Origin of the sequence: Pseudomonas sp. GV085 (genome assembly GCF_003050925.1) — a bacterium.
Classification (GTDB): Bacteria; Pseudomonadota; Gammaproteobacteria; order Pseudomonadales; family Pseudomonadaceae; genus Aquipseudomonas.
In genome coordinates this window covers 1-26,617 of sequence record NZ_QAOV01000020.1, presented here as the reverse complement: position 1 = coordinate 26,617, position 26,617 = coordinate 1, and the positions used below count along the sequence as shown (strand labels likewise).

The 26,617-nt window shown below is 61.5% G+C and carries 24 protein-coding genes and 2 rRNA genes; 11 read left to right on the top strand and 15 right to left on the bottom strand.

Going from position 1 to position 26,617, the window contains the following annotated elements:
* Window positions 1-113 precede the first annotated feature (113 nt).
* Complete coding sequence (locus tag C8K63_RS28185; RefSeq protein ID WP_108219678.1) at window positions 114-2,087, top strand: alkyl/aryl-sulfatase; 1,974 nt, start codon at window positions 114-116, stop codon at window positions 2,085-2,087.
* Window positions 2,088-2,210: 123 nt separating this feature from the next.
* Here the strand turns inward: C8K63_RS28185 and ycaC are convergent, their stop codons facing one another.
* The 7 genes from ycaC to C8K63_RS28140 all read right to left on the bottom strand — a co-directional run bounded on the left by ycaC (window position 2,211) and on the right by C8K63_RS28140 (window position 9,264).
* Window positions 2,211-2,837 carry an isochorismate family cysteine hydrolase YcaC gene (gene ycaC / locus C8K63_RS28180; RefSeq protein ID WP_095942850.1) on the bottom strand — a complete coding sequence of 209 codons (627 nt, stop codon included), beginning with the start codon at window positions 2,835-2,837 and terminating at the stop codon, window positions 2,211-2,213.
* A gap of 69 nt (window positions 2,838-2,906) precedes the next feature.
* Window positions 2,907-4,745 (bottom strand): amidohydrolase, encoded by a 1,839-nt coding sequence (locus tag C8K63_RS28175; RefSeq protein WP_108219677.1) that lies wholly within the window; start codon window positions 4,743-4,745, stop codon window positions 2,907-2,909.
* Entirely contained in the window at window positions 4,745-5,353 is a 609-nt protein-coding gene (locus C8K63_RS28170; protein WP_108219676.1) for an antibiotic biosynthesis monooxygenase, read from the bottom strand. Before C8K63_RS28170 ends, C8K63_RS28175 begins: the two co-directional genes overlap by 1 nt.
* Complete coding sequence (locus tag C8K63_RS28165) at window positions 5,346-5,762, bottom strand: DoxX family protein (RefSeq protein ID WP_108219675.1); 417 nt, start codon at window positions 5,760-5,762, stop codon at window positions 5,346-5,348. The genes C8K63_RS28170 and C8K63_RS28165 overlap by 8 nt, the downstream gene beginning before the upstream one ends.
* 258 nt (window positions 5,763-6,020) lie before the next feature.
* Complete coding sequence (locus C8K63_RS28160; protein WP_108219674.1) at window positions 6,021-6,380, bottom strand: DUF6124 family protein; 360 nt, start codon at window positions 6,378-6,380, stop codon at window positions 6,021-6,023.
* A 929-nt stretch (window positions 6,381-7,309) separates the two neighbouring features.
* Window positions 7,310-8,227, bottom strand: a complete 918-nt coding sequence (locus tag C8K63_RS28145) for a LysR family transcriptional regulator (protein WP_108219672.1) — start codon at window positions 8,225-8,227, stop codon at window positions 7,310-7,312.
* A 47-nt stretch (window positions 8,228-8,274) separates the two neighbouring features.
* Entirely contained in the window at window positions 8,275-9,264 is a 990-nt protein-coding gene (locus tag C8K63_RS28140) for an MBL fold metallo-hydrolase (protein WP_108219671.1), read from the bottom strand.
* A gap of 260 nt (window positions 9,265-9,524) precedes the next feature.
* On the opposite strand from C8K63_RS28140, the gene C8K63_RS28135 reads away from it, so the two are divergent.
* On the top strand, window positions 9,525-9,986 hold the full coding sequence (locus C8K63_RS28135; RefSeq protein ID WP_108219670.1) for a helix-turn-helix domain-containing protein: 462 nt from the start codon (window positions 9,525-9,527) through the stop codon (window positions 9,984-9,986).
* A gap of 36 nt (window positions 9,987-10,022) precedes the next feature.
* Here C8K63_RS28135 and C8K63_RS28130 read toward each other — a convergent pair whose 3' ends face one another.
* Together C8K63_RS28130 and C8K63_RS28125 are read right to left on the bottom strand one after the other, a co-directional pair.
* The gene (locus C8K63_RS28130) at window positions 10,023-10,847 is read right to left on the bottom strand and encodes an alpha/beta fold hydrolase (RefSeq protein WP_108219669.1); all 825 of its coding nucleotides are present in this window, start codon (window positions 10,845-10,847) and stop codon (window positions 10,023-10,025) included.
* Window positions 10,844-11,458, bottom strand: coding sequence for a flavodoxin family protein (locus tag C8K63_RS28125; RefSeq protein WP_108219668.1), 615 nt, complete (start codon window positions 11,456-11,458; stop codon window positions 10,844-10,846). Before C8K63_RS28125 ends, C8K63_RS28130 begins: the two co-directional genes overlap by 4 nt.
* A 409-nt stretch (window positions 11,459-11,867) precedes the next feature.
* Here C8K63_RS28125 and C8K63_RS28120 point away from each other — a divergent pair, with 409 nt between their 5' ends.
* Window positions 11,868-14,672: a winged helix-turn-helix domain-containing protein gene (locus tag C8K63_RS28120; RefSeq protein ID WP_108219667.1), complete on the top strand. Its 2,805-nt coding sequence runs from the start codon at window positions 11,868-11,870 to the stop codon at window positions 14,670-14,672.
* Here the strand turns inward: C8K63_RS28120 and C8K63_RS28115 are convergent.
* Together C8K63_RS28115 and C8K63_RS28110 are read right to left on the bottom strand one after the other, a co-directional pair.
* Entirely contained in the window at window positions 14,637-16,121 is a 1,485-nt protein-coding gene (locus tag C8K63_RS28115; protein WP_108219666.1) for a winged helix-turn-helix domain-containing protein, read from the bottom strand. The genes C8K63_RS28120 and C8K63_RS28115 overlap by 36 nt on opposite strands.
* 151 nt (window positions 16,122-16,272) lie before the next feature.
* Complete coding sequence (locus tag C8K63_RS28110; protein ID WP_108219665.1) at window positions 16,273-17,223, bottom strand: GlxA family transcriptional regulator; 951 nt, start codon at window positions 17,221-17,223, stop codon at window positions 16,273-16,275.
* 355 nt (window positions 17,224-17,578) lie between these two features.
* On the opposite strand from C8K63_RS28110, the gene C8K63_RS28105 reads away from it, so the two are divergent.
* On the top strand, window positions 17,579-18,301 hold the full coding sequence (locus C8K63_RS28105; RefSeq protein WP_108219664.1) for a pirin family protein: 723 nt from the start codon (window positions 17,579-17,581) through the stop codon (window positions 18,299-18,301).
* 93 nt (window positions 18,302-18,394) lie between these two features.
* Here the strand turns inward: C8K63_RS28105 and C8K63_RS28100 are convergent, their stop codons facing one another.
* On the bottom strand, window positions 18,395-19,270 hold the full coding sequence (locus C8K63_RS28100; RefSeq protein ID WP_108219663.1) for a LysR family transcriptional regulator: 876 nt from the start codon (window positions 19,268-19,270) through the stop codon (window positions 18,395-18,397).
* A 111-nt stretch (window positions 19,271-19,381) separates the two neighbouring features.
* Here C8K63_RS28100 and C8K63_RS28095 point away from each other — a divergent pair, with 111 nt between their 5' ends.
* Both C8K63_RS28095 and C8K63_RS28090 read left to right on the top strand, forming a co-directional pair.
* Window positions 19,382-20,608, top strand: a complete 1,227-nt coding sequence (locus tag C8K63_RS28095; RefSeq protein WP_108219662.1) for a YbfB/YjiJ family MFS transporter — start codon at window positions 19,382-19,384, stop codon at window positions 20,606-20,608.
* A gap of 1 nt (window position 20,609) precedes the next feature.
* A complete protein-coding gene (locus C8K63_RS28090) occupies window positions 20,610-21,611 on the top strand; it encodes an NAD(P)H-quinone oxidoreductase (RefSeq protein ID WP_108219661.1) in 1,002 nt (333 codons plus the stop codon).
* Between the two features lie 4 nt (window positions 21,612-21,615).
* On the opposite strand, the gene C8K63_RS28085 is transcribed toward C8K63_RS28090, so the two are convergent.
* Complete coding sequence (locus tag C8K63_RS28085; RefSeq protein ID WP_108219660.1) at window positions 21,616-22,668, bottom strand: AraC family transcriptional regulator; 1,053 nt, start codon at window positions 22,666-22,668, stop codon at window positions 21,616-21,618.
* Between the two features lie 163 nt (window positions 22,669-22,831).
* On the opposite strand from C8K63_RS28085, the gene C8K63_RS28080 reads away from it, so the two are divergent.
* The 5 genes from C8K63_RS28080 (at window position 22,832) to C8K63_RS28060 (ending at window position 26,199) form a co-directional block, all read left to right on the top strand.
* Entirely contained in the window at window positions 22,832-23,683 is an 852-nt protein-coding gene (locus tag C8K63_RS28080; RefSeq protein WP_108219659.1) for a 3-hydroxybutyryl-CoA dehydrogenase, read from the top strand.
* Entirely contained in the window at window positions 23,670-24,329 is a 660-nt protein-coding gene (locus tag C8K63_RS28075; RefSeq protein WP_108219658.1) for a TetR/AcrR family transcriptional regulator, read from the top strand. The genes C8K63_RS28080 and C8K63_RS28075 overlap by 14 nt, the downstream gene beginning before the upstream one ends.
* An 89-nt stretch (window positions 24,330-24,418) precedes the next feature.
* Window positions 24,419-24,832, top strand: a complete 414-nt coding sequence (locus C8K63_RS28070; RefSeq protein ID WP_108219657.1) for a VOC family protein — start codon at window positions 24,419-24,421, stop codon at window positions 24,830-24,832.
* A 136-nt stretch (window positions 24,833-24,968) separates the two neighbouring features.
* Window positions 24,969-25,397, top strand: a complete 429-nt coding sequence (locus tag C8K63_RS28065; RefSeq protein ID WP_108219656.1) for a hypothetical protein — start codon at window positions 24,969-24,971, stop codon at window positions 25,395-25,397.
* 49 nt (window positions 25,398-25,446) lie between these two features.
* Window positions 25,447-26,199 (top strand): hypothetical protein, encoded by a 753-nt coding sequence (locus tag C8K63_RS28060; RefSeq protein WP_223531144.1) that lies wholly within the window; start codon window positions 25,447-25,449, stop codon window positions 26,197-26,199.
* A gap of 67 nt (window positions 26,200-26,266) precedes the next feature.
* On the opposite strand, the gene rrf is transcribed toward C8K63_RS28060, so the two are convergent.
* Together rrf and C8K63_RS28050 are read right to left on the bottom strand one after the other, a co-directional pair.
* Window positions 26,267-26,382: ribosomal RNA gene (gene rrf, locus C8K63_RS28055) — 5S ribosomal RNA — on the bottom strand.
* Window positions 26,383-26,538: 156 nt separating this feature from the next.
* Window positions 26,539-26,617 (bottom strand): 23S ribosomal RNA (locus tag C8K63_RS28050); the annotation flags it as partial.

The window sequence follows — 26,617 nt, the reverse complement described above, 5'->3', positions numbered from 1 at the left end:
GTCCAAGAATAGCGGCCCTGAATGTTTTTTGTCCGTTGCTGATGATTGCCCTGCCCGAGCCCCGCCCTACTCTCGAAGCTGGTCTGACCATAACGATAAAAAACGGAGACATCATGCCTCGTTTCACCTTGAGCCCTCGTGGGCTGCTCGCTTGCCTGATCACTGCCTGCCTTGCGCAATCGGTGGTCGCCGCCGACGCACCGGTCGCGGCCAGCCCGCAAACCTCGGCCAGTAACGCCGCCGTGCTGCAACAACTACCCTTCACCGACCGCACCGACTACGAGTCGGTCACCAAGGGCCTGATCGCGCCGTTCAAGGGCCAGGTCAAGGACGCCTCGGGCAAGGTCATCTGGGATATCCAGGCCTATGACTTCCTCGGCAAGGATCAGGCCCCGGAGTCAGTCAACCCGAGCCTGTGGCGCCTGGCCCAGCTCAGCGCCCATGCCGGACTGTTTGAAGTCAGCCCACGGCTGTATCAGGTTCGCGGCCTCGATCTGGCCAACATGACCATCATCGAAGGTGACGACGGCCTGATCATCATTGACCCGTTGACCATGGCCGAAACCGCCAAGGCGGCACTGGACCTGTACTACCAGAACCGTCCGCACAAACCGGTGGTGGCGGTGATCTACAGCCATACCCACGTCGACCACTTCGGTGGCGTGCGCGGGGTCATCGACGAGGCCGACGTCAAGGCCGGCAAGGTCAAGGTGTTCGCCCCCACCGGGTTCATGGAACACGTGATGAGCGAGAACGTCTACGCCGGCAACGCCATGAGCCGCCGCGCACAGTTCCAGTTCGGCAGCCTGTTGCCCCGTGGCGAAAAAGGCCAGGTCGATGCCGGCTTGGGCAAGAGCACGCCGAGCGGCGGCACCGTCACCTTGATCCCGCCCACCGACCTGATCGACAAGGAGCTGGAAACCCGCACCATCGCAGGCCTCGACGTGGAGTTCCAGTTGACCCCGGGCACCGAAGCACCGGCGGAGATGAACCTGTACCTGCCGCAGTTGCGCGCCTTGTGCATGGCGGAAAACGCCACGCAAATGATGCACAACATCCTCACCCCCCGCGGCGCCCAGGTGCGTGACGCCAAGGCTTGGGCAGAGTACCTGGACAGCAGCCTGGCGCGTTACGGTGACAAGAGCGATGTGTTGTTCGCCCAGCACAACTGGCCGACCTGGGGCGGCGAGCGCATCCGCACCTTCCTCGCCGACCAGCGCGACATGTACGCCTTCCTCAACGACCGCACCCTGCACTTGCTGAATCAGGGCCTGACGTCGCTGGAAGTCGCCGATTCGATCAAGAAGCTGCCCGGCACCCTCGACCAGAAGTGGTACACCCGTGGCTACTACGGCTCACTGAGTTTCAACACCCGCGCGGTGTATCAGCGCTACATGGGTTTCTATGACGGTAATCCGGCCAACCTCAATCCACTGCCACCGGTAGAAACGGCCAAGCGTTCGGTCGAAGCCATGGGCGGCGACGCGGCCGTGCTGGGGAAAATGCAGGCGGCAATGGCCAAGGGTGAATACCGCTGGGCCGCGCAACTGGGCAATCAGTTGCTGTTCGCCAACCCGGACAACGGCGATGCGCGCAAAGCCCAGGCCCAGGCGCTGGAGCAAATGGGCTATCAAAGTGAAAACGCCACCTGGCGCAACATGTACCTGACCGGTGCCATGGAACTGCGCAACGGCGTGCCGCCCCAAGCGGGCACTTCGGTATCGGTGGACATGGTGCGGGCGATGAGCCCGCAGATGTTCTTCGACTTCCTGGCGGTTCGTCTGGACAGTGAAAAGGCTGTAGGCCATGACCTGACCCTGAACTGGACTTTCGAGGATCAGAACAAGGACTTCAACCTGACCCTGCGCAATGGAGTGCTGACCCACCGTGCCGGGCTCAATCCCCAGGCGGACGCCAGTGTGAACATGACCAAGGCCACCCTGGAACAGATCAGCCTCAAGCAACTGGATATCCCGACAGCGATCCAGAAAGGCCTGATCAAGTTGCAAGGCAATGGCAAGAAGCTTGGGGAGTTGATGAGCAGCCTCGATACCTTCGCGCCGCAGTTCAATATCGTCACGCCTTGAACCGGTGACGCGGCAAACCGCATCGCCTCCATCTCGAGCAGCACCGTCGCTCCCACACCGGATCTGTGTCATTCACAAATACTGTGAACAGCCTGGATCCCTTGTGGGAGCGACTGACTGGTCTTATTTGGCGGTAAATTTGGTGTAGCTGTTGATCAGGTTGCGATAGTTCGGCAGGCGTTCAGACAGCAGGTTGGCCAGGCCTTCCATGTCGTTGCGCCAGTCGCCTTGCAGCTCGCAGGCCACGGAGAACCAGTTCAGCAGGTGCGCACCGGCGGCCGACATGCGTGCCCAGGCCGCTTGTTGCACGGTGGTGTTGAAGGTGCCGGAAGCGTCGGTCACCACAAACACCTCAAAGCCTTCGGCAATGGCCGACAGGGTCGGGAACGCCACGCATACGTCGGTCACCACACCGGCGATGATCAGTTGCTTGCGACCGGTGGCCTTGATCGCCTTGACGAAGTCTTCGTTGTCCCAGGCGTTGATCTGGCCCGGGCGTGCAATGAACGGCGCGTCCGGGAACTGCGCCTTGAGCTCCGGCACGATCGGACCGTTCGGACCGCTGTCGAAACTGGTGGTGAGGATGGTCGGTAATTTGAAGAACTTGGCGATGTCACCCAGGGCCAGCACGTTGTTCTTGAACTCGTTGGGCGAGAAATCCTGTACCAGCGAGATCAGACCGGTCTGGTGGTCGACCAGCAATACCACGGCATCGTCTTTGTTCAGGCGTTTGTACGGAACGTTGCTCATTGGAAACTCCTTGGTGGATGGTTGTCGCAGTCAACGCCGACCTGTTGGGCCGGCGCTTTTTTAAATGGGTCAGAAGGCAAAACACGAGCAGCCAAAGGCGCCCCAGAAACCGGCGAAATCGCTGACCGGCGCGTTCGACAGGCGCGCCCGTTCATGGCTGTGGGAATGCACCGCACACGGCCCGCTGCAATGGTGAACCTGGGCCTGCATCGGCGACGTCGGGCGCCAGTGGCCCGGCACCTTCACCACCGGCGACCAGTCCGGCAGCACCGGCACGCTGGCCGGCCCGAGCTTCTCGAAGTCACCGGCGCCGTACACCACCTTGCCGCCGACCACAGTCAGCACCGACTCGATCCACTTGATCGCCTCTTCATCGACGCTGAAAAAGTCCGCGCTGAGGGCGGCGACGTCGGCCAGTTGCCCGACCTTGATCTGGCCTTTCTTGCCTTGCTCCGACGAGAACCAGGCGCTGCCGTGGGTGAACAGTTCCAACGCCGTCAGGCGTGAAAGGCCTTCGGCGTGCAGCTCCATGCCGCCGACGGTGCGGCCACTGACCATCCAGTACAGCGAAGTCCACGGGTTGTAGCTCGACACCCGCGTGGCGTCGGTACCGGCACCGACCGGTACGCCCTCGGCCAGCATGCGCTTGATCGGTGGCGTGGCTTCGGCCGCTTTCGCGCCGTAACGCTCGACGAAATATTCACCCTGGAACGCCATGCGATCCTGAATCGCAATGCCGCCTCCCAACGCCCTCACCCGCTCGATGTTCTGCGGGGTGATGGTTTCGGCGTGGTCGAAAAACCACGGCAAGCCGTTGAACGGAATGTCGCGGTTGACCTTCTCGAATACGTCGAGCATGCGGCTGATGGATTCGTTGTAGGTGGCGTGCAAACGGAACGGCCAGCGTTGCTCGACCAAGTGGCGCACCACCGGCTCCAGTTCGGCTTCCATGGTTTGCGGAAGGTCCGGGCGCGGTTCGAGGAAGTCTTCGAAGTCCGCCGCCGAGAACACCAGCATTTCCCCGGCGCCGTTGTGCCGCAGGAAATCGTCGCCCTGGTGCAGCTTCACGCTGCCGGTCCAGTTCTTGAAGTCGGTCAACTCTTCCTTGGGCTTCTGGGTGAACAGGTTGTAGGCGATGCGCACGGTCAGTTGCTCATCCTTCGCCAACTGCTCGATCACCTGGTAATCGTCCGGGTAATTCTGGAAACCGCCGCCGGCATCGATGGCACTGGTCAGGCCCAGGCGATTGAGTTCGCGCATGAACTGGCGGGTCGAGTTGACCTGATACTCCAGCGGCAGTTTCGGCCCCTTGGCCAGGGTCGAGTACAGAATCATCGCGTTCGGCCGCGCCACCAGCATGCCGGTCGGCTCGCCATTGGCGTCGCGCACGATCTCGCCACCCGGCGGGTTCGGCGTGTCGCGGGTGTAGCCGGCTACGCGCAACGCGGCACGGTTGAGCAAGGCGCGGTCGTACAGGTGCAGCACGAAAACCGGCGTGTCTGGTGCCGCCTGATTGAGCTCGGCCAGGGTCGGCATGCGTTTTTCGGCGAACTGGAATTCGTTCCAGCCACCGACCACCCGCACCCACTGCGGCGTCGGCGTGCGGTCAGCCTGATCCTTGAGCATGCGCAAGGCATCGGCCAGGGACGGCACACCCTCCCAGCGCAGTTCGAGGTTGTAGTTCAAGCCACCACGGATCAGGTGCAAGTGCGAGTCGTTGAGCCCGGGAATCACACAACGGCCCTTGAGGTCGATCACCTGGGTGTTCGAACCACGCAGGGCCATGGCCTGGGCATCGCTGCCGACCACGACGAAACGACCGTCGCTGATCGCCACGGCGCTGGCGAGCGGTTTTTCGCGGTCAACGGTGTGGAATTGACCATTGAACAGAATCAGATCGGCGTTCATCACGGTTCCTCGTGCAAAGTAGCGGGAGACAGCCAGGGCGCAAACAGACGCGTCGCCATGGGCATGAAGATGTAAACCACCGACAGTACGATGGTCAGGGTGATCAGGAACGTGGCCACCACGTAATTGGAGAGCAAGGCGTTGAGCTGCAACAACGGCCCCCAGAGCAGCGGCACCAGCAAGGTGTGCGGCAGGATTACCAGCAGCGTCACCACGGCCTGCTTCCAGCGCGGCGGTGGCGTACCGGCTTCGGCCTGGGGCGAGAACCAGAACTCGTTGACCGGATTGACTTCGGTCTGGTCGCCATCGGCGAGCATCGGCGCGGCTTCGTCGACCAGTGCCTGGCGTTGCGGTGAATCGAGCCAGTTCTGCATCGCTTCGGTCGAGCAAAAGCGCAACACGCAGGTGTAGGTGTCGAGGCCGGCGTGCTTGCCGCGTACCACATCCACGCCCAGGTGCCCGACGTTCTGTGCCGCCACCTTGACGATGTTGCGCAGCCAGGCTTCATAAGGCACTTCGAAACCGGCCTTGACCCGGTGTTTGACGATCAGGGTCACCACCTCATCAGGCCCGGGACTTGCCGGCTCACGGCGATTGGATTCAGACATAACGCAAGGCTCCGGCGAAACGGACATTGAGTGCCAGCCGTCCCGGCCCGGCGATGAAAATGCTGGTGAAGACAATCAGCAACAGCCAGCCGAACTGGCCTTCGAAGAGGGTCCACTGCGGATGCACGATCAACATCGACACCCACAGCACAAACAGAATAGGCAAACATGCCAGACGCGCCAGCAACCCGCCGACGATCAGCAGCGGGCACACGACCTCGGCAAAAATCGCCAACATCAGCGTCAGGTTCGCGCCCAGGTGGAAAGGGTCTTCGATGTTTTGCAACTCGGCACTGTAGTGCAGCAGCTTGGGCAAGCCGTGCACCCACAACAGGAACAACCCGCCGCTGCCCCGCAGAAACAGCAGCCCCCAGTCTTGCGCCCGATCATCGCGTCGCGAAGCGTCCATGGCCTACCCATACAAATGAAAAACCACCGGCGTCGATGTGCCGGGACTGGATTCGATAGTGCCGGGGAAGGAGGAGGAAAAATTGAATGTACGTGCTCTGTTTGCGGGAAGACCGAGATCGACCACACGACATAGAACCCTGTGGGAGCGAGCTTGCTCGCGATGGCGGCATCACATCCGGCATTGGTGTTGACTGATACACCGCTATCGCGAGCAAGCTCGCTCCCACAAGGTTACTCGTTGCTTGTTGCTACTCGGCTAGCCTTGCGGGTCAAGATTATCCAGCGCCCGGTTCACCGCCAGCTCGCCCAACATGATGATCTGCGCAATCCCCAGCAGCGCGTTGCGATGAGGGCTTTGCAGAAACCCCGCAAGGTCACTGGCCATGATGCTGGCCGAAGCCAGGGATTCGCAGGCGTGAGCCAACAGGGTTTCGGTGTTGATGTCGGGGGCGATGACAAACATCGTGCTGGGCTTGTGCGATGGCGCCGGGTCTTTCGGGGGATTGAGGTAGTGATCCAGTGCGCGGTCGGCGGCTTCGTGGAGCTTTCTGGAGTCTGGGGAATCGTAGGGGGAAACGTCGTCGGATTGCGGGGGATTCGGGGTTGGTTTGAACATGGTCAATCTCCTTGATCAATGGAGCCGCCACAGGTCGCTGCTAAACGAATTGGGTGGCGGCTGTACGCGGGTTAGCAGACCAGGGATCAAGGAACCCGGCGCACCGAAGTGCCCCACGCACAGCCACCAAATTGCAGATCGGACTGATCTGAAGGTGACACTGGCGAGCCTTGAAATTTACCGAGCTGCTAAACCCGATCGCTGAATGGGCAGCGACGGGGAGAACGTTAGAGATCAGGGCCAAGACTCACAAGCCGGCGGATTCTGGCGTAGTTGTAGGCAACGACGCAAGGCGGTGTGGCTTTCAGGAATAGAGGCTGACGGCTTTTGAACAGGGCTGTCAGAACGCGGCACATTCCCTGTGTGCGAGCTTGCTCGCGATGGCGGCATTACATCCGGCATTGGTGTTGACTGATCCACCGCTATCGCGAGCAGGCTCGCTCCTACAGTGGATCAGCGTATGTCTGTGAGAGATTGGTCGGCTGCCAGGCCGCCTTCGCTGGCAAGCCCGCTCCTACAGTTGATCGGCGTACACCCACGCCTCTCACCACTCAACAGGCCGAGCGTTAGCTCGCCTGCAGCTCTTGATCTTGATCTTGATCCACCCGCCCCCTCGGCAGGCTGAGTGGAGGTGTTCATCCGGGGATGGGCGCGCAGCGCCGTTCGACGCAGTCGAACTCATTGCATGTAGGTCGAAGCGAAGCCGACCGGAGGGCAATGCCCCCGGATGAATACCGGAGCGAAGGAACCCCGAGCCTCAGCGAGGGGCCGTACGTAAGGGGCGAGACCTTTTGGTTACTTTTGGGGCGTTTGCCAAAAGTGACACGCTGTAAGAGCGGAACCATAAGCCGCCGTTACCGCAGGAATGGATATGTACTCAATCACCCAAGAACCTGGTCGGCCCAGAGGCCGCCAAGGTCAAAGAAAACCTAAGAAACATCCAAAGCCAAAGACATGAACTCGCCGATCCGCGACCGCAACCACCGCTCCGCCGGATCATTGTCATGCACCCCACTCCAGGCCATCGACAACTGCGCCGCCTCAATCTCGAACGGCGGATCCTCAGCGCGCAACCCACAGCCCTCGACCAACGCGCACGCCGCATAATCCGGCACGGTGGCAATCATCTCGGTCCCGGCGAGCAACGCCCGCAACCCACTGAACTGCGGCACCCCCAGCACCACTCGACGACTGCGCCCGACCTTCGCCAGATCCAGATCGATATTGCCGCTCAAGTCCCCCGAGAACGACACCATCGCATGGGGCCGCTCGCAGTACTCGTCCAGGGTCAGCGTCCCCGGCCGGGTGTCGCCGCGCAGCACTTTGCAGGGGATATCGCGCAGCTTCTTGCGCTTGGCATTGGCCGGCAGATCCGTGGTGTAACTCACGCCCACCGAGATTTCCCCCGACGCCAGCAGCGCCGGCATCAACAGGTAATTGGCCCGCCGCACGACCACGACGATGCCCGGTGCCTCCTCTTGCAACTGACGCAGCAACGGTGGAAACAAACCGAACTCGGCATCGTCCGACAGACCGATGCGGAACACATCGCAACTGGTCGCCGGATCGAACTCCCTGGCCCGGCTGACCGCGCCGGAAATGGTGTCCATCGCCGGCTGCAACTCCTTGAGAATCGCCAGCGCACGCGCCGTCGGTTCCATGCCGCGACCGTTGCGCAACAGCAACGGGTCGTCGAACAGATCGCGCAAACGCCCCAACGCGGCGCTCACCGCCGGCTGACCCATGAACAGTTTTTCGGCGACGCGGGTCAGGTTCTTTTCGAACATCAGGGCTTCGAAAATCACCAGCAGGTTCATGTCGACGCGACGCAGATCGTTACGGTTCATAGGCTCGGGTTCCTTGTGTGGTCGGCCAGGCGCGAGAACTGCCGACTTTACTCGATCAACGGCACGTTCGCCGCTCGTTTATACGGTCCGTATTCCACCGGCACCCACTGGAAATGCTTGCCTTCGGCGGTGATGTGGCCGATGCCGGGGAATGGCAGGTGCGCCGCCGTCACCCAGGTCTTGCTGGCGGCAGCGGCACTGAACACCTGGTTGCGGCTTTTGATCGCACGCTGGCTGTCGACGTCGAAACTGATCGATACCTCAGGGTGCAGGAATTGCACGGCCAGGTTGTGCACCAGGTCGCCCATGAACAGGATGCTTTGCCCTTGCGAGGTGAAACGGTACGTGGTGCTGCCCGGCGTGTGCCCTTCTTCCAGTTGCGCCTCGACCACGCCCGGCAGCGGTGACTGGCCGGGGGTGAAGGTCTTGAATCGGCCGGCGGCCACGTAAGGTGCGGTGGAATCCTGGGCGATCTTGAAGTAGCCCTTGGCCGCTTCCGGCGCCTTGGCCAACGCCTGCGGGTCGAGCCAGTAGTCGGCTTCGGCCTTGGCCGCGTACACCGTGGCGTTGGCGAACAGCGGTTGCTGCTGGCCGTCCACCAGACCGCAGACGTGATCCAGGTGCAGGTGAGTGATCAGGATGGCGTCCACCTGCTCCGGTTTGTAGCCGGCCGCTTGCAGGTTGGCCGGGAGCTGGCCGGCGGTAGGACCGATGCATTGCCCTGCCCCGGTATCAATCAGGACAAGCTGTTTACCGGTGTTGACCAGAAAGGCGTTGAAGGCGGTCTGCACACCCGGGGTTTCAATCGAACGACGGGCCAACAGCGCGCGGATCTGGCTCTGGCTCATGCCTTGCAACAGCTTTGGCGACAGGTCGTTGTAACCGTCGAACAGCGCCGTCACCTCGTAATCCCCCAGCGCCAGCCGGAAGTAACCGGGTACTTGCGTGCCCACCTGCGCCGGCGCCTGGGCCAGCGCGTTGGCGGATATCAGAACCAGGCCGATGGCGCCCAGCGTTCCCTGCCATGTCCGTTTCATCTGTTCACCTTTTCAAATCAACCGACGGTCCGTTGTGGCCCGCTCCAGATTGCGCATCTTGTGCCCATCGACGTCGCCCGCACTTGCAACGATGTGCTGTGTTCACAGCCTCGGGCATGGAATTAACAACGTTTAACTCGTCAGCCACAGCGGGCGCCGCCAACAATGAAGCCCTCAGCGCAGAACTGTTTTTCCAGAGTAACGGTGCTGATCGCTCAAACCGGGCGCCAGCGCTTTTCCTCCCCGACCGGACAATGGCCATGGCTTACCCACAGCACACCACCGCCCGCGCACCTGCCAGCGAACCACGCAAGACCCACACCGGCGGCCTCAGCCCGCAACGCGAAAAGCTGGTTAAACAATTGATCCTCGAACGCCTGGGCGACAGCCTGGAAGTCAGCGAGCTGGCACAGGCCTGCGCCCTATCGCGCAGTCACTTCTCCCGCGCGTTCAAGTGCAGCACCGGTCTCTCGCCCCAGGACTGGATCCGCCAGCAGCGCATTGCCCTGGCCAAGCAATTGATCCGGTACACCGACATGAGCCTTACGCAGATCAGCCTTGAATGCGGCTTCTGCGATCAGGCGCACTTCAGCCACATCTTCACCCGCAGCGAAGGCATCAATCCGTTTGCGTGGCGCTGTCAGTTTGTCCGCGGCACCGCCCTCAACGGCAAAAGATCACAGCCTTCGCCAGCTCCTACGGGTATGCACGCGACCCTGTAGGAGCTGGCGAAGCCTGCGATCTTTTGATCCGGCTTTTTAACCTTTCAAGAACGCCAACAGATCCGCGTTGAGCTGGTCCTTATGGGTGTCCGTCAAACCGTGAGGGGCGCCCGGGTAAATCTTCAGGGTCGAGCCCTTCACCAGCCTGGCAGAGGAGACGCCCGCCGCTTCGTAGGGCACGACCTGATCCGCATCGCCATGCACCACCAGGGTCGGCACGTCGAACTTCTTCAAATCTTCGGTGAAGTCGGTTTCCGAGAACGCCTTGATGCAGTCATAGGCGTTCTTGTGGCCGGCCATCATGCCCTGCATCCAGAACCAGTCGATCATGCCCTGGGACGGTTTCGCGCCGGGTTTGTTGAAGCCGAAGAACGGGCCGCTGGCGAGGTCGATGTACAGCTGCGAACGGTCGGCCAGCGAGGCCTGGCGGATGCCGTCGAATACTTCCAGCGGCAGGCCGCCGGGGTTGGCTTCGGTCTTGAGCATCTGTGGTGGCACGGCGGATATCAGCCCGGCCTTGGCCACGCGGCCGGTGCCGTGGCGACCGATGTAACGCGCCACCTCGCCACCGCCGGTGGAGAAGCCGAACAGCACAGCGTCTTGCAGATCCAGCAGCTCGATCAACTGCGCCAGATCGTCGGCGTAATGGTCCATGTCATTGCCCGACCACGGCTGGCTGGAACGCCCATGACCGCGACGGTCGTGGGCGATGACCCTGTAGCCCTTGGAGGCCAGGAAGATCATCTGCGACTCCCAGCTGTCGGCGTTCAGCGGCCAGCCGTGGCTGAAGACAATCGGCTGACCGGTGCCCCAGTCCTTGTAGTAAATCTCGACGCCGTCGCGGGTAGTAAAGGTGCTCATGGGTGATGCTTCCTTAACGAGGGTTGGGGGGTGAAACAAACCGGTAGCGGGTTCATGCGATCCGCCAGGCGCGCCACACGCTCGCCCAGGTGCGCGGCGGTGCAGCGATCCTCGGGCGGAGGGGCATCGTCGGGGGATTGTTCGACATTCGACTGGGCCATGGCGCCCAGTGAGCTGCCCAGGCGATTGAGTTGGCCGTTGAACGCGCCGGTGCTGGAGCGCGCCGGCAGCAGGTCGAGGCCGACCCAGATCATCGAGTGCTGGGCGGCGAACACGGCCATCTGCAACAAGGTGCTGAGTTTGTCGCCGCACAGGCAGCCGGAATTGGTGAAACCGGCTGCCAGTTTGTCGCGCCAGGGCTGGGCCAGGTAGAACGCCGCCGTGGCCTCCATGAAGCCCTTGAAGGCCGCCGAGGCGCTGCCCATGTAGGTCGGCGCACCAAAGATGATGGCGTCGGCGTTGTGCAGCCGCTCCCAGTGCTCGTCCACGTCCTCGACCGGAATCAACTGGCAGGTGCTGCCCAGGTGCCGTTCCACGCCCCCGGCCACGGCTTCGGCCATGACCCGGGTGTGCCCGTAGCCACTGTGATAGACCACCACCACGTTGCTCATTGCTCTGTCCTTTGTGGGAGCGAGCCTACTCGCGAAAGCATTGTGTCAGTCATCGCATATGCTGAATGTGACACCGCCTTCGCGAGCAGGCTCGCTCCCACATTGAGCTGCTCGCGGCTGACTGACATTTCATCCCTGCCTTCAGTGGAAGTTGAAGAGGGAGAGTTTTGGACGCAAACCGGACGCGCGACGAGTTAAACGTTGTTAAATTTCCATGGCGCGCAAAAAGCCTCGGCAACTGCTGTCCGTCTGTCGCGCCCAATGATCGCGGGACCGACAGCCATTGGCCGATACGTTAGAGTCAATGCCTGCCCTCATCAGTCACCCGGGCGGCGCATTGCGCTAGGTAAAAAACCTGAGGAATATGCTCCAAAACCGCGAACCAGACGGATGCAACAGGAGCGACTCGTTGACCCTTTCCCCCGAACAGGCTGTGCATTTCGGCCCCTACCGGGTCTACCCCGGACAACGCCTGGTGATGGAGGCCGACCAGCCCTTGCGCCTGGGACGGCGCGCCATGGACATTCTGTTGATCCTGCTGGAACACGCTGGCAACGTGGTCAGCAAGCAACAATTGATCGCCCGGGTCTGGCCCAACAGCGTGGTCGAAGACATCAACCTGCGGGTGCACATGGCCGCCTTGCGCAAGGCGCTCGGCGACGGTCAGGCCGGCCAGCGCTACATCGTCACCGTGGCCCAGCGCGGGTACAGTTTCGTCGCACCGCATTCACTGGTACAGGCCGAGCAAGCGCCGGGACCCGCACGTTCCGCGTCGAGCCGGCATAACCTGCCGGTGCGCCGCACGCGCATGATCGGCCGGCAGACCCTGGTCGACAACCTGATGGAGCAACTGCCCCGCCAGCGCTTCATCACCCTCCTCGGCCCCGGCGGCATCGGCAAGACCACCGTAGCCCTGCAGGTCGCCGAACAAATGATCGGTCGCTACCGGGACGGCATACACCTGCTGGACCTGGCCCCGATCAACTGCCCGCTGATGATTAACGGTCATCTGGCGACGCTACTCGAACTGGCCCTGCACGACGACGCCCCCCTGAGCGGACTTGCAGACTCTCTGCGCGATCGCCACATGCTGCTGATCATCGACAACTGCGAGCACTTGATCGACGCCATTGCCCAGCTCAGCGAAGACATTCTGCGCAGTGCGCCGCACGTGCACATCCTCGCCACCAGCCGCGAGAGCCTGCGGGCCGAAGGGGAATTCGTCCAGCGCCTGGAGTCACTCGACTGCCCGCCGCCCATCGCCGTCCTCGACCGCGCCCAGGCCATGACCTTTTCCGCCCTGCAACTGTTTGTCGAGCGGGCCATGGCCAGTCATGACAGCTTTGAACTGGCCGATGATGAACTGCCGCTGCTGATAGACATTTGCCATCGACTGGACGGCATACCGCTGGCCATCGAACTGGCAGCGGCGCAAGTGGGCAACTTCGGATTGCACGGCTTGCTGGCGCAGTTGCAAAGCAGCTTCCGGTTGCTGAACCAGTCCTGCCAGACACCCCTGGCACGCCATCAGACCCTGCGTGCAACATTGGACTGGAGCTTCGAACTGCTCACTGCCTGCGAAAAGACCTGCCTGCGCCGACTGAGTGTGTTTTGCGCAGGCTTCACCCTGGAGTCGGCAGCGGCAGTGATCGTCGGCGAACACATGGAACCGCGCGAGGTGTTCGGTTCAATCACGCAACTGGTCGCCAAGTCGTTACTGAACGTGGAAGTGGGCGACGAAGACGTGTACTACCGTCTGCTCGACACCACCCGCGGCTACGCCCTGGAAAAACTTGCGCAAACCGCCGACCTGCCCGGCACGCGGGAACGCCATGCCGAGCGCTGCCTGGTGCTGATGCAACAGGCCCAGGACGACTGGGAGAAAACGTCGACCGACCTGTGGATCGAGCGCTATGGCCGGGCTCTGGAGGACATCCGTGCAACCCTCGATTGGGGTTTGCACGCTCAAGGGCCGCAGGCACTGGCGATTCGCCTGGCCGCGAAGTCCACTCCCCTGTGGCAGGAGTTGTCACTGCTCAAGGAACACGGCGGTTATGTGCGCAAGGCCCTGGCCTTGCTCGAGCAGTCACCCGAGCCTTGCCCGCGCTTGAAGATGGCCCTCATGCTGGCCCTGGGCAGCGCCTGTTATCACACGCAGGGGGGGACCGACGAAACCGTCGGCGCTTTCGTCAGCGCCCACAACCTGGCCCGACAGTGCAACGATGTGGCTGGCCAGTTACTGGCGATTTCCGGTCACCTGGCGGTCAATCTCTGTTGCGGTCATTACCGGATGGCCCAGGAGCAGAGCCGGCAATTCGATCAACTGGGGCTGCAGGACGACGCCCTGATGTCCCTGAGCATGCATCGATTGCGGGTACTGGCCCTGCACTTCTGCGGCGACCAGCATCAGGCTCGGGAGCATGCCGAACAGGTGCTGCAACGCATGGCCCACAGCGGTCATCTCAACCGTTTCACCCATGCTTTCGGCGTGCAATACGACCAGAGCGTTGCGGCGCTGACCATCCACGCGCGCATCCTCTGGCTGCAAGGCCAACCGGAGCAGGCCTGGCGCGCGGCCCGGCAGGCACTGGACATCGCCTTGCAGATCAACCACGGCACGTCGATCTGCTACACCCTGGCGCTCTCCGGCTGCCTGATCGCTTACTACAACGGCGACACCCGCAGCGCCCGCGAACTCCTGCGCCTGCTGCTGGAACAGGCGCAGAAACACTCGATTCTACTGTTCTACAACTGGGCGCAACACTACGCGCAGGTGATCGGTGGCACCAATGTTCGGCCAACCGGCCGCCAAAGCGTCGGTTTGATCAAAGACATCATGGTCACGCTGGATTCGACATACGTCGACGATGGTTTGCTCGAACGCGCAAAAAACGGTGTGTCGGGCTGGAGCACCGCAGAGATTCTGCGGGCCAGGGCCAAGACGTTGCTGGCAACGGATTGCCCGGTCAACGCCGCGACGGCCGAAACCGTGCTGCTCAAGGCACTCAACGTGGCCAGAACTCAGGGTGCACTGGCCTGGGAGCTGCGCAGCGCCACCTCGCTGGCGCAACTGTGGCAGCGTCAAGGCCACCGCCAAAGGGCGTATGACCTGCTGGCACCGATCTACGAGCGCTTCACCGAAGGTTTTGCCACGCCTGACCTGATGACGGTTCGCCGGCTACTCGACGAGTTGCAATGCCACCTGTCGGCCTGAAGACCAGCACGTTTTACTGATGTATGCCGCATAACGCATTTCAAGGGTTCGCAATTGACCACTGAGTTCGAGTTTTTCCAGTGCGTAGGTGCGGGTGGTGTTGAGAAAGCGGTAACGGGTAACACCGCCGCCCTGCTCCTGGGACAGCAGTGACTTGAGAGCGAGGCTCTCCATCACCTTGATCAGCTCGGCGGCGGGCAGCCCGTCGCAACTGATCACGCCAATCGCTGCGTCCTGGGTAAACGCCATTTTGAACACCGCCAGACGCTGCAACACGGTTTGCTCCACGGCAGTCAACCGTTCGTAGCTCCAGTCCAGAGCGGCTTTGAGGGTCTGATGTCGGGGAACGGCTGTGCGGCGGCCCTGAGTCAGCAGCTGAAAACAGTTGTCGAGTTGCGCTTGCAACCCCACCAGCGCCAACGCATCGATTTGCGCCGCGGCCAGTTCAATCGCCAGCGGCAGGCCATCGAGGCGTCGGCAGATATCCCGTACGGTCCTGAGGTCTTGTTCGCGCAGGGTGAACCCGTGCAATCGAGCCCGGGCACGGCTGACGAACAACTGCACCGCCGAATAGCCCATGACCTCGGCGACGCTGCGCAGCCCTGACGCCGGCGGCACCGCCAGCGGTGGCAGACGCAATACGGTTTCGCCAGACGCCTTGAGTGGCTCGCGGCTGGTGGCGAGGATCGACAGTCGGGGCATCGAATGCAGCAGTGTCTCGATCAACGTCTGGCAGCGTTCGAGCAGGTGTTCGCAATTGTCGAGCACCAACAAGGCATGCCGCTGCGCCAGCGTCTCCAGCGTGGTGCCGACCTTCAGTTCAAGGGTTCGAGTGAGGTAATCAGTCACTTGCGCCGGGTCATCGATCGCCGCCAGGTCCACCAGCCACACGCCATGCCGATAGTGCTGCAGCAACAGTTCGGCCACGCGCAGCGCCACGGTGGTCTTGCCGATCCCGCAAGGCCCGACCAGGGTCATGAATCGGCGCACCGGCATCTGCCGCACCAGGCTGCCGACAACCGCATCGCGCCCGGTAATCGGCGTGAGCCGCGCCGGCAGGTTGTGCAGCAGCTTTTGTACGGTCCCGCTCGGGAACGCTACAGGCTCTGGCGAAAGCTGCACCGGGGCGACAAAACTGTAGCCGCGCTGGGGAATGTTGACGATGTAGCACTGGCCGTTCTGCCCATCGCCCAGGGCACGACGCAGGGCGGCAATGTGCACCCGCAGGTTGATCTCTTCGACCACGGAGCGCGGCCAGACCTGCGCAATCAACTCTTCCTTGCTGACCACTGAACCTGCGTGCTCGACCAGCACCTGCAACACGTCAAGAGCGCGGCCGCCCAGGCGCAGCGGTCGATCGCCCTCCAGCACCAGTCGCTGACTGAGGTGGAAAGCGTAGGGCCCGAATTGCAGCACCGCTTCGCTGTTTATATCTCTGAGGCTGTTCATGGGCTGTCACTCGCTGGAAACCTGGCTTCCAGCCCAGGCTCCGCACCGTCCTTGCAATGAGTTCAGCGGTATCTTGGCAGGCCACGGTGACGGTACAACTGCCACGGGGGGAGCGTCACGGCCATTGCGGTGCGCATGACGGACATACGCGCTAGCTGAACTGCTCGCGGTATTGGGTCGGGGTCAGGCCAAGCCTTTCACTGAACAGAAAACGCATGTGCCGCACACTGCCGAAGCCACTTTTGAACGCCACGGTCTTGAGCGGCAACTCGGTGGTTTCCAGCAGGTTCCTGGCGCAATCGATGCGCGCGCTTTGCAGAAACTCCATCGGCGTCATGTTCACTTCCCGGGCGAACACCCTGGCGAAGTGACGCGGGCTCATGTTGGCCAGACCCGCCATGCGCTCGATGCCATAGGTTTCATCGAGATGTTCAAGCACATGGTTCTGCACCCGGGTAATCGCCGTTTCGTGGGGGGCGACCGCCGCCATCAACGGGCTGAACTGCGCCTGCCCGCCCTGGCGTTTCATGACCACCAGCAACACCTTGGCCACGTCCTGGGCGACTTTTTTGCCATGGTCCCGGGCCACCACCGACAAGGCCAGGTCGATCCCGGCGGTGACGCCACCGGAGGTGATCAGGTTGCGGTCCTGGACGAAGATCTGATCGGTCTCGACGGTCGCCTTCGGAAAGCCCTTGATCAGCCGCTCGGTGTAGTGCCAGTGGGTGGTGACGCGATAGCCATCGAGCAAACCCGCATGCCCCAGCACGAACGCCCCGGTGCAGATGGAACCATAACCAGCGGACCGGTTGACGTTGTGCCTGAGCCAGTCGAGCAACGGCGGATGCCTTTCGTTGTAGGCACCGGGACCACCGGGCACCAGCAGCAAATCAAAACCCTCGCAGGCCTGGTCGATGTGCCGGTCGGCATGCACGCTCACCCCGTTGGACGCCCGCAGTGCGCCGTGCTCAGTGCCGATGGTCGACAGCACATAGTGATCGTCGGGTTTCAGATAACGATTGGCGATGGAAAACACTTCCATGGGCCCGGCCATATCGAGCAGGAGAAAGTCGGGAAACAGCACCATTGCCACGGTTTTCATGGATTGGAATTCACTGGGATCAAATTAGGTCGGTCCGCCGAACACGGCCCCCCTGTAGGAGCGAGCTTGCTCGCGATGGACTCAACAGCGCCGCTTTCATCCAGCCAGAACGCGTCACCGTTAACGACCATCGCGAGCAGGCTCGCTCCTACAAAGTCTGCGCCCGGCATCAGGGGTGGTGTGCATTATGGCTAAATGTGGCGCTTGCATCGAAAAAAGAATGCGTGACACAGCCCACATAACTGTCAACCACATAGAGACAGTATTTCAATTTCCATCTACTTATTGCATCTAACGATAAACATTAACCTTCTCCTCACTCGGACGAATTCACGTCCTGAAAGGAGATTTGATCATGCTGACTCTTCGCAAAGCCTCGGATCGTGGCCTGGCCAATCACGGCTGGTTGAAGTCATTCCATACCTTTTCCTTCGCCAGCTATCGCAACCCGAAAGAGCAGGGTTTTTCTGACCTGTTGGTGATCAACGACGACCGCGTCGCCGCCGGTAAAGGCTTCGGCCAACACCCGCACCGCGACATGGAGATTTTCTCCTACGTGCTTGAAGGTGCCCTGGAACACAAGGACACCCTGGGCACAGGTTCGGTGATCCGCCCCGGCGACGTGCAACTGATGAGCGCAGGCAGCGGCGTGGCCCACAGTGAGTTCAACCACTCCAACACCCGGCCGGTGCACTTTCTGCAGATCTGGATCGTGCCCGACGTCAGTGGCGCCAAACCGCGTTATCAGCAAGAGCACTTCAGCACCCAGAAAAAACGTGGGCGCCTGCAACTGATCATCTCGCCGGACGGCGCCAAGGGTTCGTTGAAGGTGCGTCAGGATGCACGGGTGTATGCCGGCCTGATCGACGGCAAGGAAAGCGCCACCCTGGAACTCGCCGCCAACCGCTACGCCTATGTGCACGTGGCCCGGGGCAGCGTCGAACTCAACGGTGTGTTGTTGCAGGAAGGCGACGGTGTGCGGGTTCGTGACGAACAGGCGCTGACCTTGAGCAACGGCGTGGATGCCGAAGTGCTGGTGTTTGACCTGCGCCCACAGGAACTGCCGCAAATGCCATGACGGATCCCTGTAGGAGCGAGCTTGCTCGCGATGGTGCGTCAGTCGACACCAATGTGAATGACACTCCATCGCGAGCAAGCTCGCTCCTACAGGTTACTCGCCGGTCCCGGCAAACCCCGCGACAATCTCATCAATGACCGCCCGCACCCTCGCCGTATGCCGCAGGTCCGCGTGGGTCACCAGCCAGATGTCATAGGGCAACGGCCGCGAGCGCTCCGGCCACAACCTGACCAGCCCCTCCTTCTCCCCGATGTACACCGGAATTTCCCCAACCCCTATCCCCGCAGCAATCGAACGGCGCACCAGCAGGCTGGAACTGAGGCTGGCGACAATCCGCCCGCGCGCCACCGGTTCCGAGACCAGCGTCAGGTCCTTGTTGCCCTGCAAGTACGGTTGATACACCACCAGGTCGTGCCCGGCGAACGCCGACCCGGGCTCCGGCACGCCGTGGGCATCGACATAGGCTTGCGAGGCAAACAGACCCACCGGCCAGCGGGCGATGCGCCGGGCGATAAGGTCCGGGTTGTCCGGTCGGGTGTTGCGTACGGCGATGTCCGCCTCGCGTTTTGCGAGGCTGAGAATCTGCGTGGTGGCGTCCAGTTGCACCCGTACATCCGGGTGTTGTCGATGCAGGCGGGCAATCGCCGGAATCAGGAAATCGATCGCCAGGGAATCGGTGGTGCTGACCCGAACCGTGCCGGTCAGGCGATCGTCCAGGCCCTGGATCTGGCGTTCCAGCTCTAACGCCGAATGTTCCATTTTCTCCACCGCCTTGAGCGCCGCTTCGCCGACAGCCGTCAGCGCGTAACCTTCGGAGGTACGCAGGAACAAGGTCGCACTCAATGACTTTTCCAGCGCCGTGATGCGCCGGCCGACCGTCGCCTGGTCGACCCCCAACACCCGCGCCGCACCACGCAACGTCGATTCACGGCAAACCGCGAGAAATACCCGGGCGTCATCCCAATTCACAGCGCTCTCCTGATGATGCATTTGTGCATCAGCATAGCGCGTAATCGCTTCATTAATGCTTCAAAGAAGCTCGCTATGCTGAAGGCCTGAGTTCCCCACAGGACAATGCACATGCACCGCTCATCTGCTCCCCTTACTCCTGCACCCAGTGCGATCTGGCTGCCGATCTTCGCCGGCCTCTGCGCCAGCCTGGTCAGCATCGGCCTGGCGCGTTTCGCCTACACGCCGTTGATTCCCTCACTGATCCAGGCCCACTGGTTTTCCGCCAGCGACGTGGTGTACCTCGGCGCCGCCAATCTGGTGGGTTACCTGATCGGCGCACTGATTGGTCATCCACTGGCACGCCGGACCTCGAACAAAACCGCCCTGCGCCTGATGATGCTGGCAGTGACGCTGGCGTTTTTCGCCTGTGGTTTTCCGTTGTCGATGAGCTGGTTCTTCGGCTGGCGCCTGCTGTCGGGGATCGCCGGTGGCGCGATCATGGTGTTGGTGGCGGGAACCGTATTGCCTCACGTACCGGCGACCCGCAGGGGCCTGGCCAGCGGTGCGATATTCCTTGGCATCGGCTTGGGCATCGCCGGCTCGGGGACGCTCGTGCCGCCGCTGCTGAGCCTCGGCTTGCAGCAAACCTGGTTCGGCCTTGGCGTGTTGGCCCTGGTCCTCACCGCCGCCAGTTGGTTTGGCTGGCCAACCGCTGCGCACCTGGTCGCCCCTGCGCCGTCGGATACCTCGTCGTCTGCCCCCGCCGACCCGAGCGTTTACCTGCTGTTCGCCCAATACGCGTTCATGGCCGCCGGACTGGTGCCGGCCATGGTGTTCCTGGTGGATTACGTCGCCCGCGGGCTCAATGCCGGGGCGCATGTCGGCGCGCTGATCTGGGTGATGTATGGCCTTGGCGCGATTGTCGGGCCAGTGAGCTACGGTTTTCTGGCCGACCAACTGGGCGCGAAAACAGGGATCCGCATCGTGCTGGTCATACAGGCGTTGGCGGTTGGCCTTTTATCGATCAGCAGTTCGTTCGCGGCACTGGCTGTACTGGCGGTGATCCTCGGCTCCTTCCCGCCCGGCATCGTGCCGCTGGCGTTGGCCCGGGTGCATGAATTGATCCCCAACCATCACCAACAGCAGATTGCCTGGAGCCGCGCCACCGTGTCGTTCGCGACGTTCCAGGCCCTCTCGGGGTTTGCTTATTCGGCGCTGTTCAACGCCAGTGGTGGCCATCATGCCTTGATGTTCGTGATTGCCGCCGGGGCCATTGTGGTAGCGCTATTGCTGGAACTCGGCAGCCGATTGCTCAGTCGTTCGAGCGAATCATTGACACTCGATACAGGTATTTGAAATGACACTGCCCCAGACCATGACCCTGATCGAAATCACCGAACCCGGTGGCCCTGAAGTCCTGCAACCGCGCCAGGTGCCTGTGCCCGTTGCAGGGGCCGGTGAAATACTGATCCGCGTGCACGCCGCCGGGGTCAATCGCCCGGACGCGCTGCAACGGGCCGGCAAGTACCCGATGAAACCCGGCATGAACCCGAACCCAGGGCTGGAAGTAGCCGGCGAAGTGATGGCGATTGGCGCGGGCGTCAGCGAATTTGCCCTGGGCGACAAGGTCTGTGCCCTGACCAATGGCGGCGGATACGCACAATACTGCGTGGTCCCGGCCAGTCAGGCGCTGCCGATCCCCGCAGGCATGGACTGGCTGCAGGCGGCGGCCGTCCCGGAAACCTACTTTACGGTTTGGGCCAATCTGTTCGGCCTTGGCGATGCCCGTCAGGGTCAGCGCGCCTTGATCCACGGTGGTACCAGCGGCATCGGCACTACCGCGTTGATGCTGTGCCGCGAGCTCGGCATCGAAGCGTTCGCCACCGCCGGCAGCGAAGAAAAATGCGCCGCGATTCGCCAATTGGGCGCCGAGGCGATCAACTATCGCGACCAGGACTTTATGCAGGTCATCGCGGAAAAAACCGCAGGCCAGGGCGTCAACGTGATTCTCGACATCATGGGTGGCTCGTACCTCAACAACAATGTGGCCGCCCTGGCCATGGAAGGTCGCCTGGTGATGCTCGGTTTCCTCGGTGGAGCTCACGCCAGGGATGTCGATTTACTGGCGATCATGGCCAAACGCGCCGTTGTCACCGGCTCCCTGTTGCGCTCGAGGACTCAGGATGAGAAAGCCGCCATCGCCCGCCAACTGCACGAACACGTATGGCCCGTGCTGAGTGCCGGTCGCTGCCTGCCGATGATCGACCGGGTTTACCCGCTCACCGAAGCGGCACAGGCCCACGCCCGGATGGAAGCGGGTGATCACATCGGCAAGATTGTCCTGCGGGTGGAGAGTTGATGGCTCAGGGCTCGCAGGACTCCTGAAGGGCGGCGCCCCCTGTACCCTGCTCCCCCTGATAACGGGCCCGATAGCGCCCAGGGCTTTCCCCGGTCCACTTCTTGAATGCCCGATGGAAGGCGCTGGGTTCCTGGAAACCCAGTCGCTCGGCGATATCGCTGATGCTCGCGTCGCTCTGACGCAACTGCTCAAAGGCCACGCCACGCCGTACTTCGTCCTTGATTTCCTGGTAGGAGCAGCCTTCACGTTCCAGTTTGCGGCGGAAGGTGCTGGGGCTCAGGTGCTGTTCCAGGGCAAAGGCCTGCAACGTCGGCCATTCGCTGTAATGACTGCCGCGCAAGCGCTGATGAACCTGGGATGCCAGGCCATGCTGGTTACGGAAACGGATCACCAGCCATTGCGGCGCGGTACGCAGAAACACTTTCAACGACGCCAGGTCCTGAACCACTGGCAGGCGCAAGTAGTGGCTGGCAAATTCGATTTCGGTGCGCTCGGCACCAAAGGTCAGGTTGGGGCCCCAAAGCAGGCGATCGTCACCCAGCGACAGGCGTGAATGGCGGAAGTCCGCACGGTCAATGGGAATGCGCCGCCCGCCCAGCCAGCACAGCAGGCTGATCATCAACACCAGGAAGGTTTCTTCACCGAACCGGCTGGCATCGTTGTCCGTCGAACGGGTTTCCAGGCTGATCACCGCACGCTTGCCACGCACGGCCAGCGAGCCGCGAAAGTCGCGCAGGAACAAGCCGAAGTTGGCCAGGCATTGACGCATGGCCTTGTGCAGGTCGGGCTCCTGAATCAGGGCACGGCAAATCAGGGCGAAACTGCCCGGCGGCATGCCATGGGAGTCGAGCCCGAAAAACTCGTCGTCGAGTTCGCGGATCTGGATCAGCCACAACGCCGCAAACGCATTGGCCGGCACCCGCGCCGTAGGTTGGTGCATGACCGCCGGATCAATGCCCGCCTGTTCGAGCACGGCCGTCACGCGCTGCGGATCATCCCTCAGCCCATGGATCATTGCCTGCACGAAATAGGCGGCAACCGAGTCCTTTTCCCGCATTGGTTCGTTTCTCTCTCATCACCCGAATGGCAAAAAACATCAGTGCCGTTGAACAGTTTTGGCATAGGACAACCGCCCTGCCGGCTCTAGACTCGCGGCAATAGTACGCCTTCGGCTGCAGTCGCGGCCAAGGTATCGCAGGGTTTGATCGAAGGATGGGAAGATGAATCTGCAAAACATCGGCGTGATCGGTGCGGGCACCATGGGCAACGGCATCGCGCAAGTCTGTGCCATGGCCGGTTTCAACGTGACCTTGCTCGACATTTCCGAAAGCGCTTTGCAAAAAGCTGTCGCAACCGTTGGTAAAAACCTGGACCGGCAGATCGCCAAGCAAACCCTGACGCCGGAGCAGAAACAGGCCACCCTCGACAAAATCCGCACCAGCACCGATTACAGTGTCCTGGGTGACGCGCAATTGGTCATCGAAGCGGCGACGGAAAATCTCGACCTGAAACTGCGTGTGCTGCAACAGATCGCCGCGCAGGTCAGCAGCGAATGCGTCATTGCCTCCAACACCTCGTCGCTGTCGATCACCCAACTCGCCGCCAGTGTCAGCCAGCCTGAGCGCTTCATCGGCCTGCATTTCTTCAACCCGGTGCCGGTGATGGGCCTGATCGAAGTCATCCGCGGCCTGCAAACCAGTGACGCGAGCCACAAACTGGCGCTGGACATGGCGACCACCCTCGGCAAAACGGCGATCACCGCCGGTAACCGCCCGGGCTTCGTGGTCAACCGGATCCTGGTGCCGATGATCAACGAAGCGATCCTGGTGTTCCAGGAGGGCCTGGCCAGCGCCGAAGACATCGACGCCGGCATGCGCCTGGGCTGCAATCAGCCTATCGGCCCGTTGGCCCTGGCGGACCTGATTGGCCTGGACACCCTGTTGTCGATCCTCGAAGCCTTCTATGACGGTTTCAACGACAGCAAATATCGCCCGGCGCCGCTGCTCAAGGAAATGGTCGCTGCCGGTTACCTGGGACGCAAAACGGGGCGCGGCTTCCATGCCTATGCCTGAGCGTTGCTCGCGCTTTGCCGAGTACCGGGACAAGGTCCTGGAGCTGTTTGCCTGCAAGGGGTTCGGCCAGGTCGGCATGCGTGAGCTCGCGACGTGCCTGGGGCTTTCTCCAGGCTCGCTGTATCACCATTACCCGAGCAAACAGCATCTTCTGCTCGACCTGATCGAAGAGTTCTACGAGGAACTGCTGGCCACCCTGGCACGTATCCAGCAGAAGGCCCCGGGCAAGCGCGACAAACTCAACAGCCTGATCCGCGCCCATCTGAGTCTGCATCGGGAGATGCCCTGGCATTTCCGCCTGGTGGAGCGCGACAGCGGTTGCCTGAACGAAGAGCAACAGGCTCGGGTCAGGCAATTGCGCGAGCAATACGAACGTACGCTGCTGAAGATGCTGGGCGCGAAGTCCCGTTTCAGCGAGCAAGGCCTGCTCGCCGCCGGGCATGCCATTGGCGCCCTGCTCAACAGCGCTCCCAGCTGGCTGACGCCCCATGTGCTGGACGAGCAGGAACGCGATGAACTGCTGGAAAGCATGGTCAGCGGCGCCATCGAACGTGTGCTGGCGCCACGGCGTGTGCCGGAGGCGATAAGCCTCGCGCGTCCTATCGAAAAAACATCTAAAGAAACACAAGCTTCGACAAAGATTTAGCGCTTTGCTTGTCGGCTCGACACAATCGGAATTCGCCGAAAAAACCGGCGTCCAAACCGATGTATTTACTCGAGCACCCGGAGCAGACCATGAAAATCAATCCCTACCTTATCTTCAACGGCGACTGCAAAGCGGCCTTCACGTTCTACGCGCAGTGCCTGCAGGGCCAGATCGAAGCCATGTTGACCTTCGGCGAAACGCCGGCCGGTGAGCATTTCCCCAAGGATCTGCACAACCTGATCATCCATACCCGCCTGATCGTGGGCGATCAGGCCATCATGGGCTCGGACACCACACCGGATCGCCCCATCGATAAAATGAGTGGCTGTTCGATTTCACTTAACGTCGACAGCATTGCCGAGGCCGAGCGGGTCTTCAACGCGCTGGCGGACGGTGGCACTGTGCAAATGCCACTGGAGACCACGTTCTGGGCGGCACGCTTCGGTATGCTGGTCGACCGTTTTGGTGTTTCGTGGATGGTCAATTGCGAAAAGGATCAGTGAACGGCTTTTGTCGATCGACAATCTTCAAGGCATAAAAGCCCAACCTGAAAAGGTTGGGCGTTCTGGCAACTCCCGGTCTGTCTGCTACCGTCAACTAGCCACAGGGATAGCAGCGCAACCAAGGAGCAAACCCACTATGCCGACCCACGTCCTGTCCTGGTCCCCCCGTTTCAAATACTTGCTACTGGCAGGTGGACTGATCACGAGTCTGCTGACCCTCAATGGCTGCGCCACTGTCGATGCACAGACCACCGCCTATGTCGGCGTAGAACACCCCGCACCGACATCGCCCGACCAGGTCGTGGTGCTGCGCTCCGAACCCTCACGTCCGCATGTGCGCCTGGGTGAGGTGCTGATCGACGCCAGCATCGACCCTGCCCCGCCGATTACCGAAGTCGAACAGAAGCTGCGGATAGAATCCGCCAAACTCGGTGGCAACGCCGTGGTGGTCGTCTATGACCACATTCAGGCAGTGGGTGCCTATGCCAGCGGACCGCTGTGGGCTCGCGACGTGACGACCATCGAGGGACGCAAACTCAAAGGCATCGTGATCAAGTACCAGTAGATATCTCCCCCATGGAAGACAGCGTCAACGGAGGTTGAATTTGAATGACGTGGTGATCGCCCTCATCGTCTTCGCCTGCCTGTCCGCCAGCGCACTGCTGGGCTCGTACGTGAGGGAGCGATTACCAAGCCATCATCTGAGCGATGACTCCGTGGCGGTGGTGAAGCTGGCCACCGGCCTCATCGCAACGATGTCGGCGCTGGTCCTCGGCCTGCTCGTTTCCTCTGCCAAAGGCACATTCGATACGGCCAATGCCGAACTGGAGGGCGCGGCGGCGAAAGTGGTTCAGTTCGACCGCTTGCTGGCCCGTTACGGCGCTGACACCCAGGGTATCCGCACCGAGCTCAAGCACAACTACGCCGAAGTCACCCAAGTGCTCGCGACCCGCGATCACCAGCAGATTGAAAAACTCGATAGCCCCGAAATGATCCGTCGCTCCGAAGGCCTGCAACGCCAGGTCGAGTCACTGACGCCCGGCAACGATGATCAGCGCTCGCTCAAAGCCAAGGCATTGCGGGACATGGACACCGTGTTTGCCACCCGCTGGCTGACCCTGCTACAGGCCAATCAATCGATTCCACCGGTGATGCTGGTGATCCTGGTGACATGGCTGGCGATTATCTTCGGCTCGTTCGGCCTGTTTGCACCATGCAATGGCACCATTGTCGTCGTGTTGTTGATGTGCGCCCTGTCGACGGGGGCAACAATCTTGCTGGTGGAGGAACTCAATCGGCCGCTTGATGGTTTTATCTGTGTGTCGCTGGAACCATTGACGCACACGCTGGAGCGGTTGGGGCAGTAGTTTCGCTTTCCTGCGGCCAAAAACAAAACCCCTACCTGCGTGCGCAGATAGGGGTTTTGGAATTTAATCTTGACGATGACCTACTCTCACATGGGGAAACCCCACACTACCATCGGCGATGCATCGTTTCACTGCTGAGTTCGGGATGGGATCAGGTGGTTCCAATGCTCTATGGTCGTCAAGAAATTCGGGTACCGAGTCGTGGCCAGCTGGCCGCGCTTCAGCAAATTGGGTATGTGATAGCTTTCGGTGTTTTGCGAGAGTCGAACTTTCGGTTCTTTCGTCTTCACACACCGCAATCTGATGCTCTTTCGAGTAGGCAGATTGCTTGGGTGTTATATGGTCAAGCCTCACGGGCAATTAGTATTGGTTAGCTCAACGCCTCACAGCGCTTACACACCCAACCTATCAACGTCGT

What these genes read in the sequence shown, in the direction of transcription:
- C8K63_RS28185 (WP_108219678.1), top strand. Translation starts at nt 114, where the DNA reads ATGCCTCGTTTCACCTTGAGCCCTCGTGGGCTGCTCGCTTGCCTGATC.
- ycaC (WP_095942850.1), bottom strand. Translation starts at nt 2,837, where the DNA reads ATGAGCAACGTTCCGTACAAACGCCTGAACAAAGACGATGCCGTGGTA.
- C8K63_RS28175 (WP_108219677.1), bottom strand. Translation starts at nt 4,745, where the DNA reads ATGAACGCCGATCTGATTCTGTTCAATGGTCAATTCCACACCGTTGAC.
- C8K63_RS28170 (WP_108219676.1), bottom strand. Translation starts at nt 5,353, where the DNA reads ATGTCTGAATCCAATCGCCGTGAGCCGGCAAGTCCCGGGCCTGATGAG.
- C8K63_RS28165 (WP_108219675.1), bottom strand. Translation starts at nt 5,762, where the DNA reads ATGGACGCTTCGCGACGCGATGATCGGGCGCAAGACTGGGGGCTGCTG.
- C8K63_RS28160 (WP_108219674.1), bottom strand. Translation starts at nt 6,380, where the DNA reads ATGTTCAAACCAACCCCGAATCCCCCGCAATCCGACGACGTTTCCCCC.
- C8K63_RS28145 (WP_108219672.1), bottom strand. Translation starts at nt 8,227, where the DNA reads ATGAACCGTAACGATCTGCGTCGCGTCGACATGAACCTGCTGGTGATT.
- C8K63_RS28140 (WP_108219671.1), bottom strand. Translation starts at nt 9,264, where the DNA reads ATGAAACGGACATGGCAGGGAACGCTGGGCGCCATCGGCCTGGTTCTG.
- C8K63_RS28135 (WP_108219670.1), top strand. Translation starts at nt 9,525, where the DNA reads ATGGCTTACCCACAGCACACCACCGCCCGCGCACCTGCCAGCGAACCA.
- C8K63_RS28130 (WP_108219669.1), bottom strand. Translation starts at nt 10,847, where the DNA reads ATGAGCACCTTTACTACCCGCGACGGCGTCGAGATTTACTACAAGGAC.
- C8K63_RS28125 (WP_108219668.1), bottom strand. Translation starts at nt 11,458, where the DNA reads ATGAGCAACGTGGTGGTGGTCTATCACAGTGGCTACGGGCACACCCGG.
- C8K63_RS28115 (WP_108219666.1), bottom strand. Translation starts at nt 16,121, where the DNA reads ATGAACAGCCTCAGAGATATAAACAGCGAAGCGGTGCTGCAATTCGGG.
- C8K63_RS28110 (WP_108219665.1), bottom strand. Translation starts at nt 17,223, where the DNA reads ATGAAAACCGTGGCAATGGTGCTGTTTCCCGACTTTCTCCTGCTCGAT.
- C8K63_RS28105 (WP_108219664.1), top strand. Translation starts at nt 17,579, where the DNA reads ATGCTGACTCTTCGCAAAGCCTCGGATCGTGGCCTGGCCAATCACGGC.
- C8K63_RS28095 (WP_108219662.1), top strand. Translation starts at nt 19,382, where the DNA reads ATGCACCGCTCATCTGCTCCCCTTACTCCTGCACCCAGTGCGATCTGG.
- C8K63_RS28090 (WP_108219661.1), top strand. Translation starts at nt 20,610, where the DNA reads ATGACACTGCCCCAGACCATGACCCTGATCGAAATCACCGAACCCGGT.
- C8K63_RS28085 (WP_108219660.1), bottom strand. Translation starts at nt 22,668, where the DNA reads ATGCGGGAAAAGGACTCGGTTGCCGCCTATTTCGTGCAGGCAATGATC.
- C8K63_RS28080 (WP_108219659.1), top strand. Translation starts at nt 22,832, where the DNA reads ATGAATCTGCAAAACATCGGCGTGATCGGTGCGGGCACCATGGGCAAC.
- C8K63_RS28075 (WP_108219658.1), top strand. Translation starts at nt 23,670, where the DNA reads ATGCCTATGCCTGAGCGTTGCTCGCGCTTTGCCGAGTACCGGGACAAG.
- C8K63_RS28070 (WP_108219657.1), top strand. Translation starts at nt 24,419, where the DNA reads ATGAAAATCAATCCCTACCTTATCTTCAACGGCGACTGCAAAGCGGCC.
- C8K63_RS28065 (WP_108219656.1), top strand. Translation starts at nt 24,969, where the DNA reads ATGCCGACCCACGTCCTGTCCTGGTCCCCCCGTTTCAAATACTTGCTA.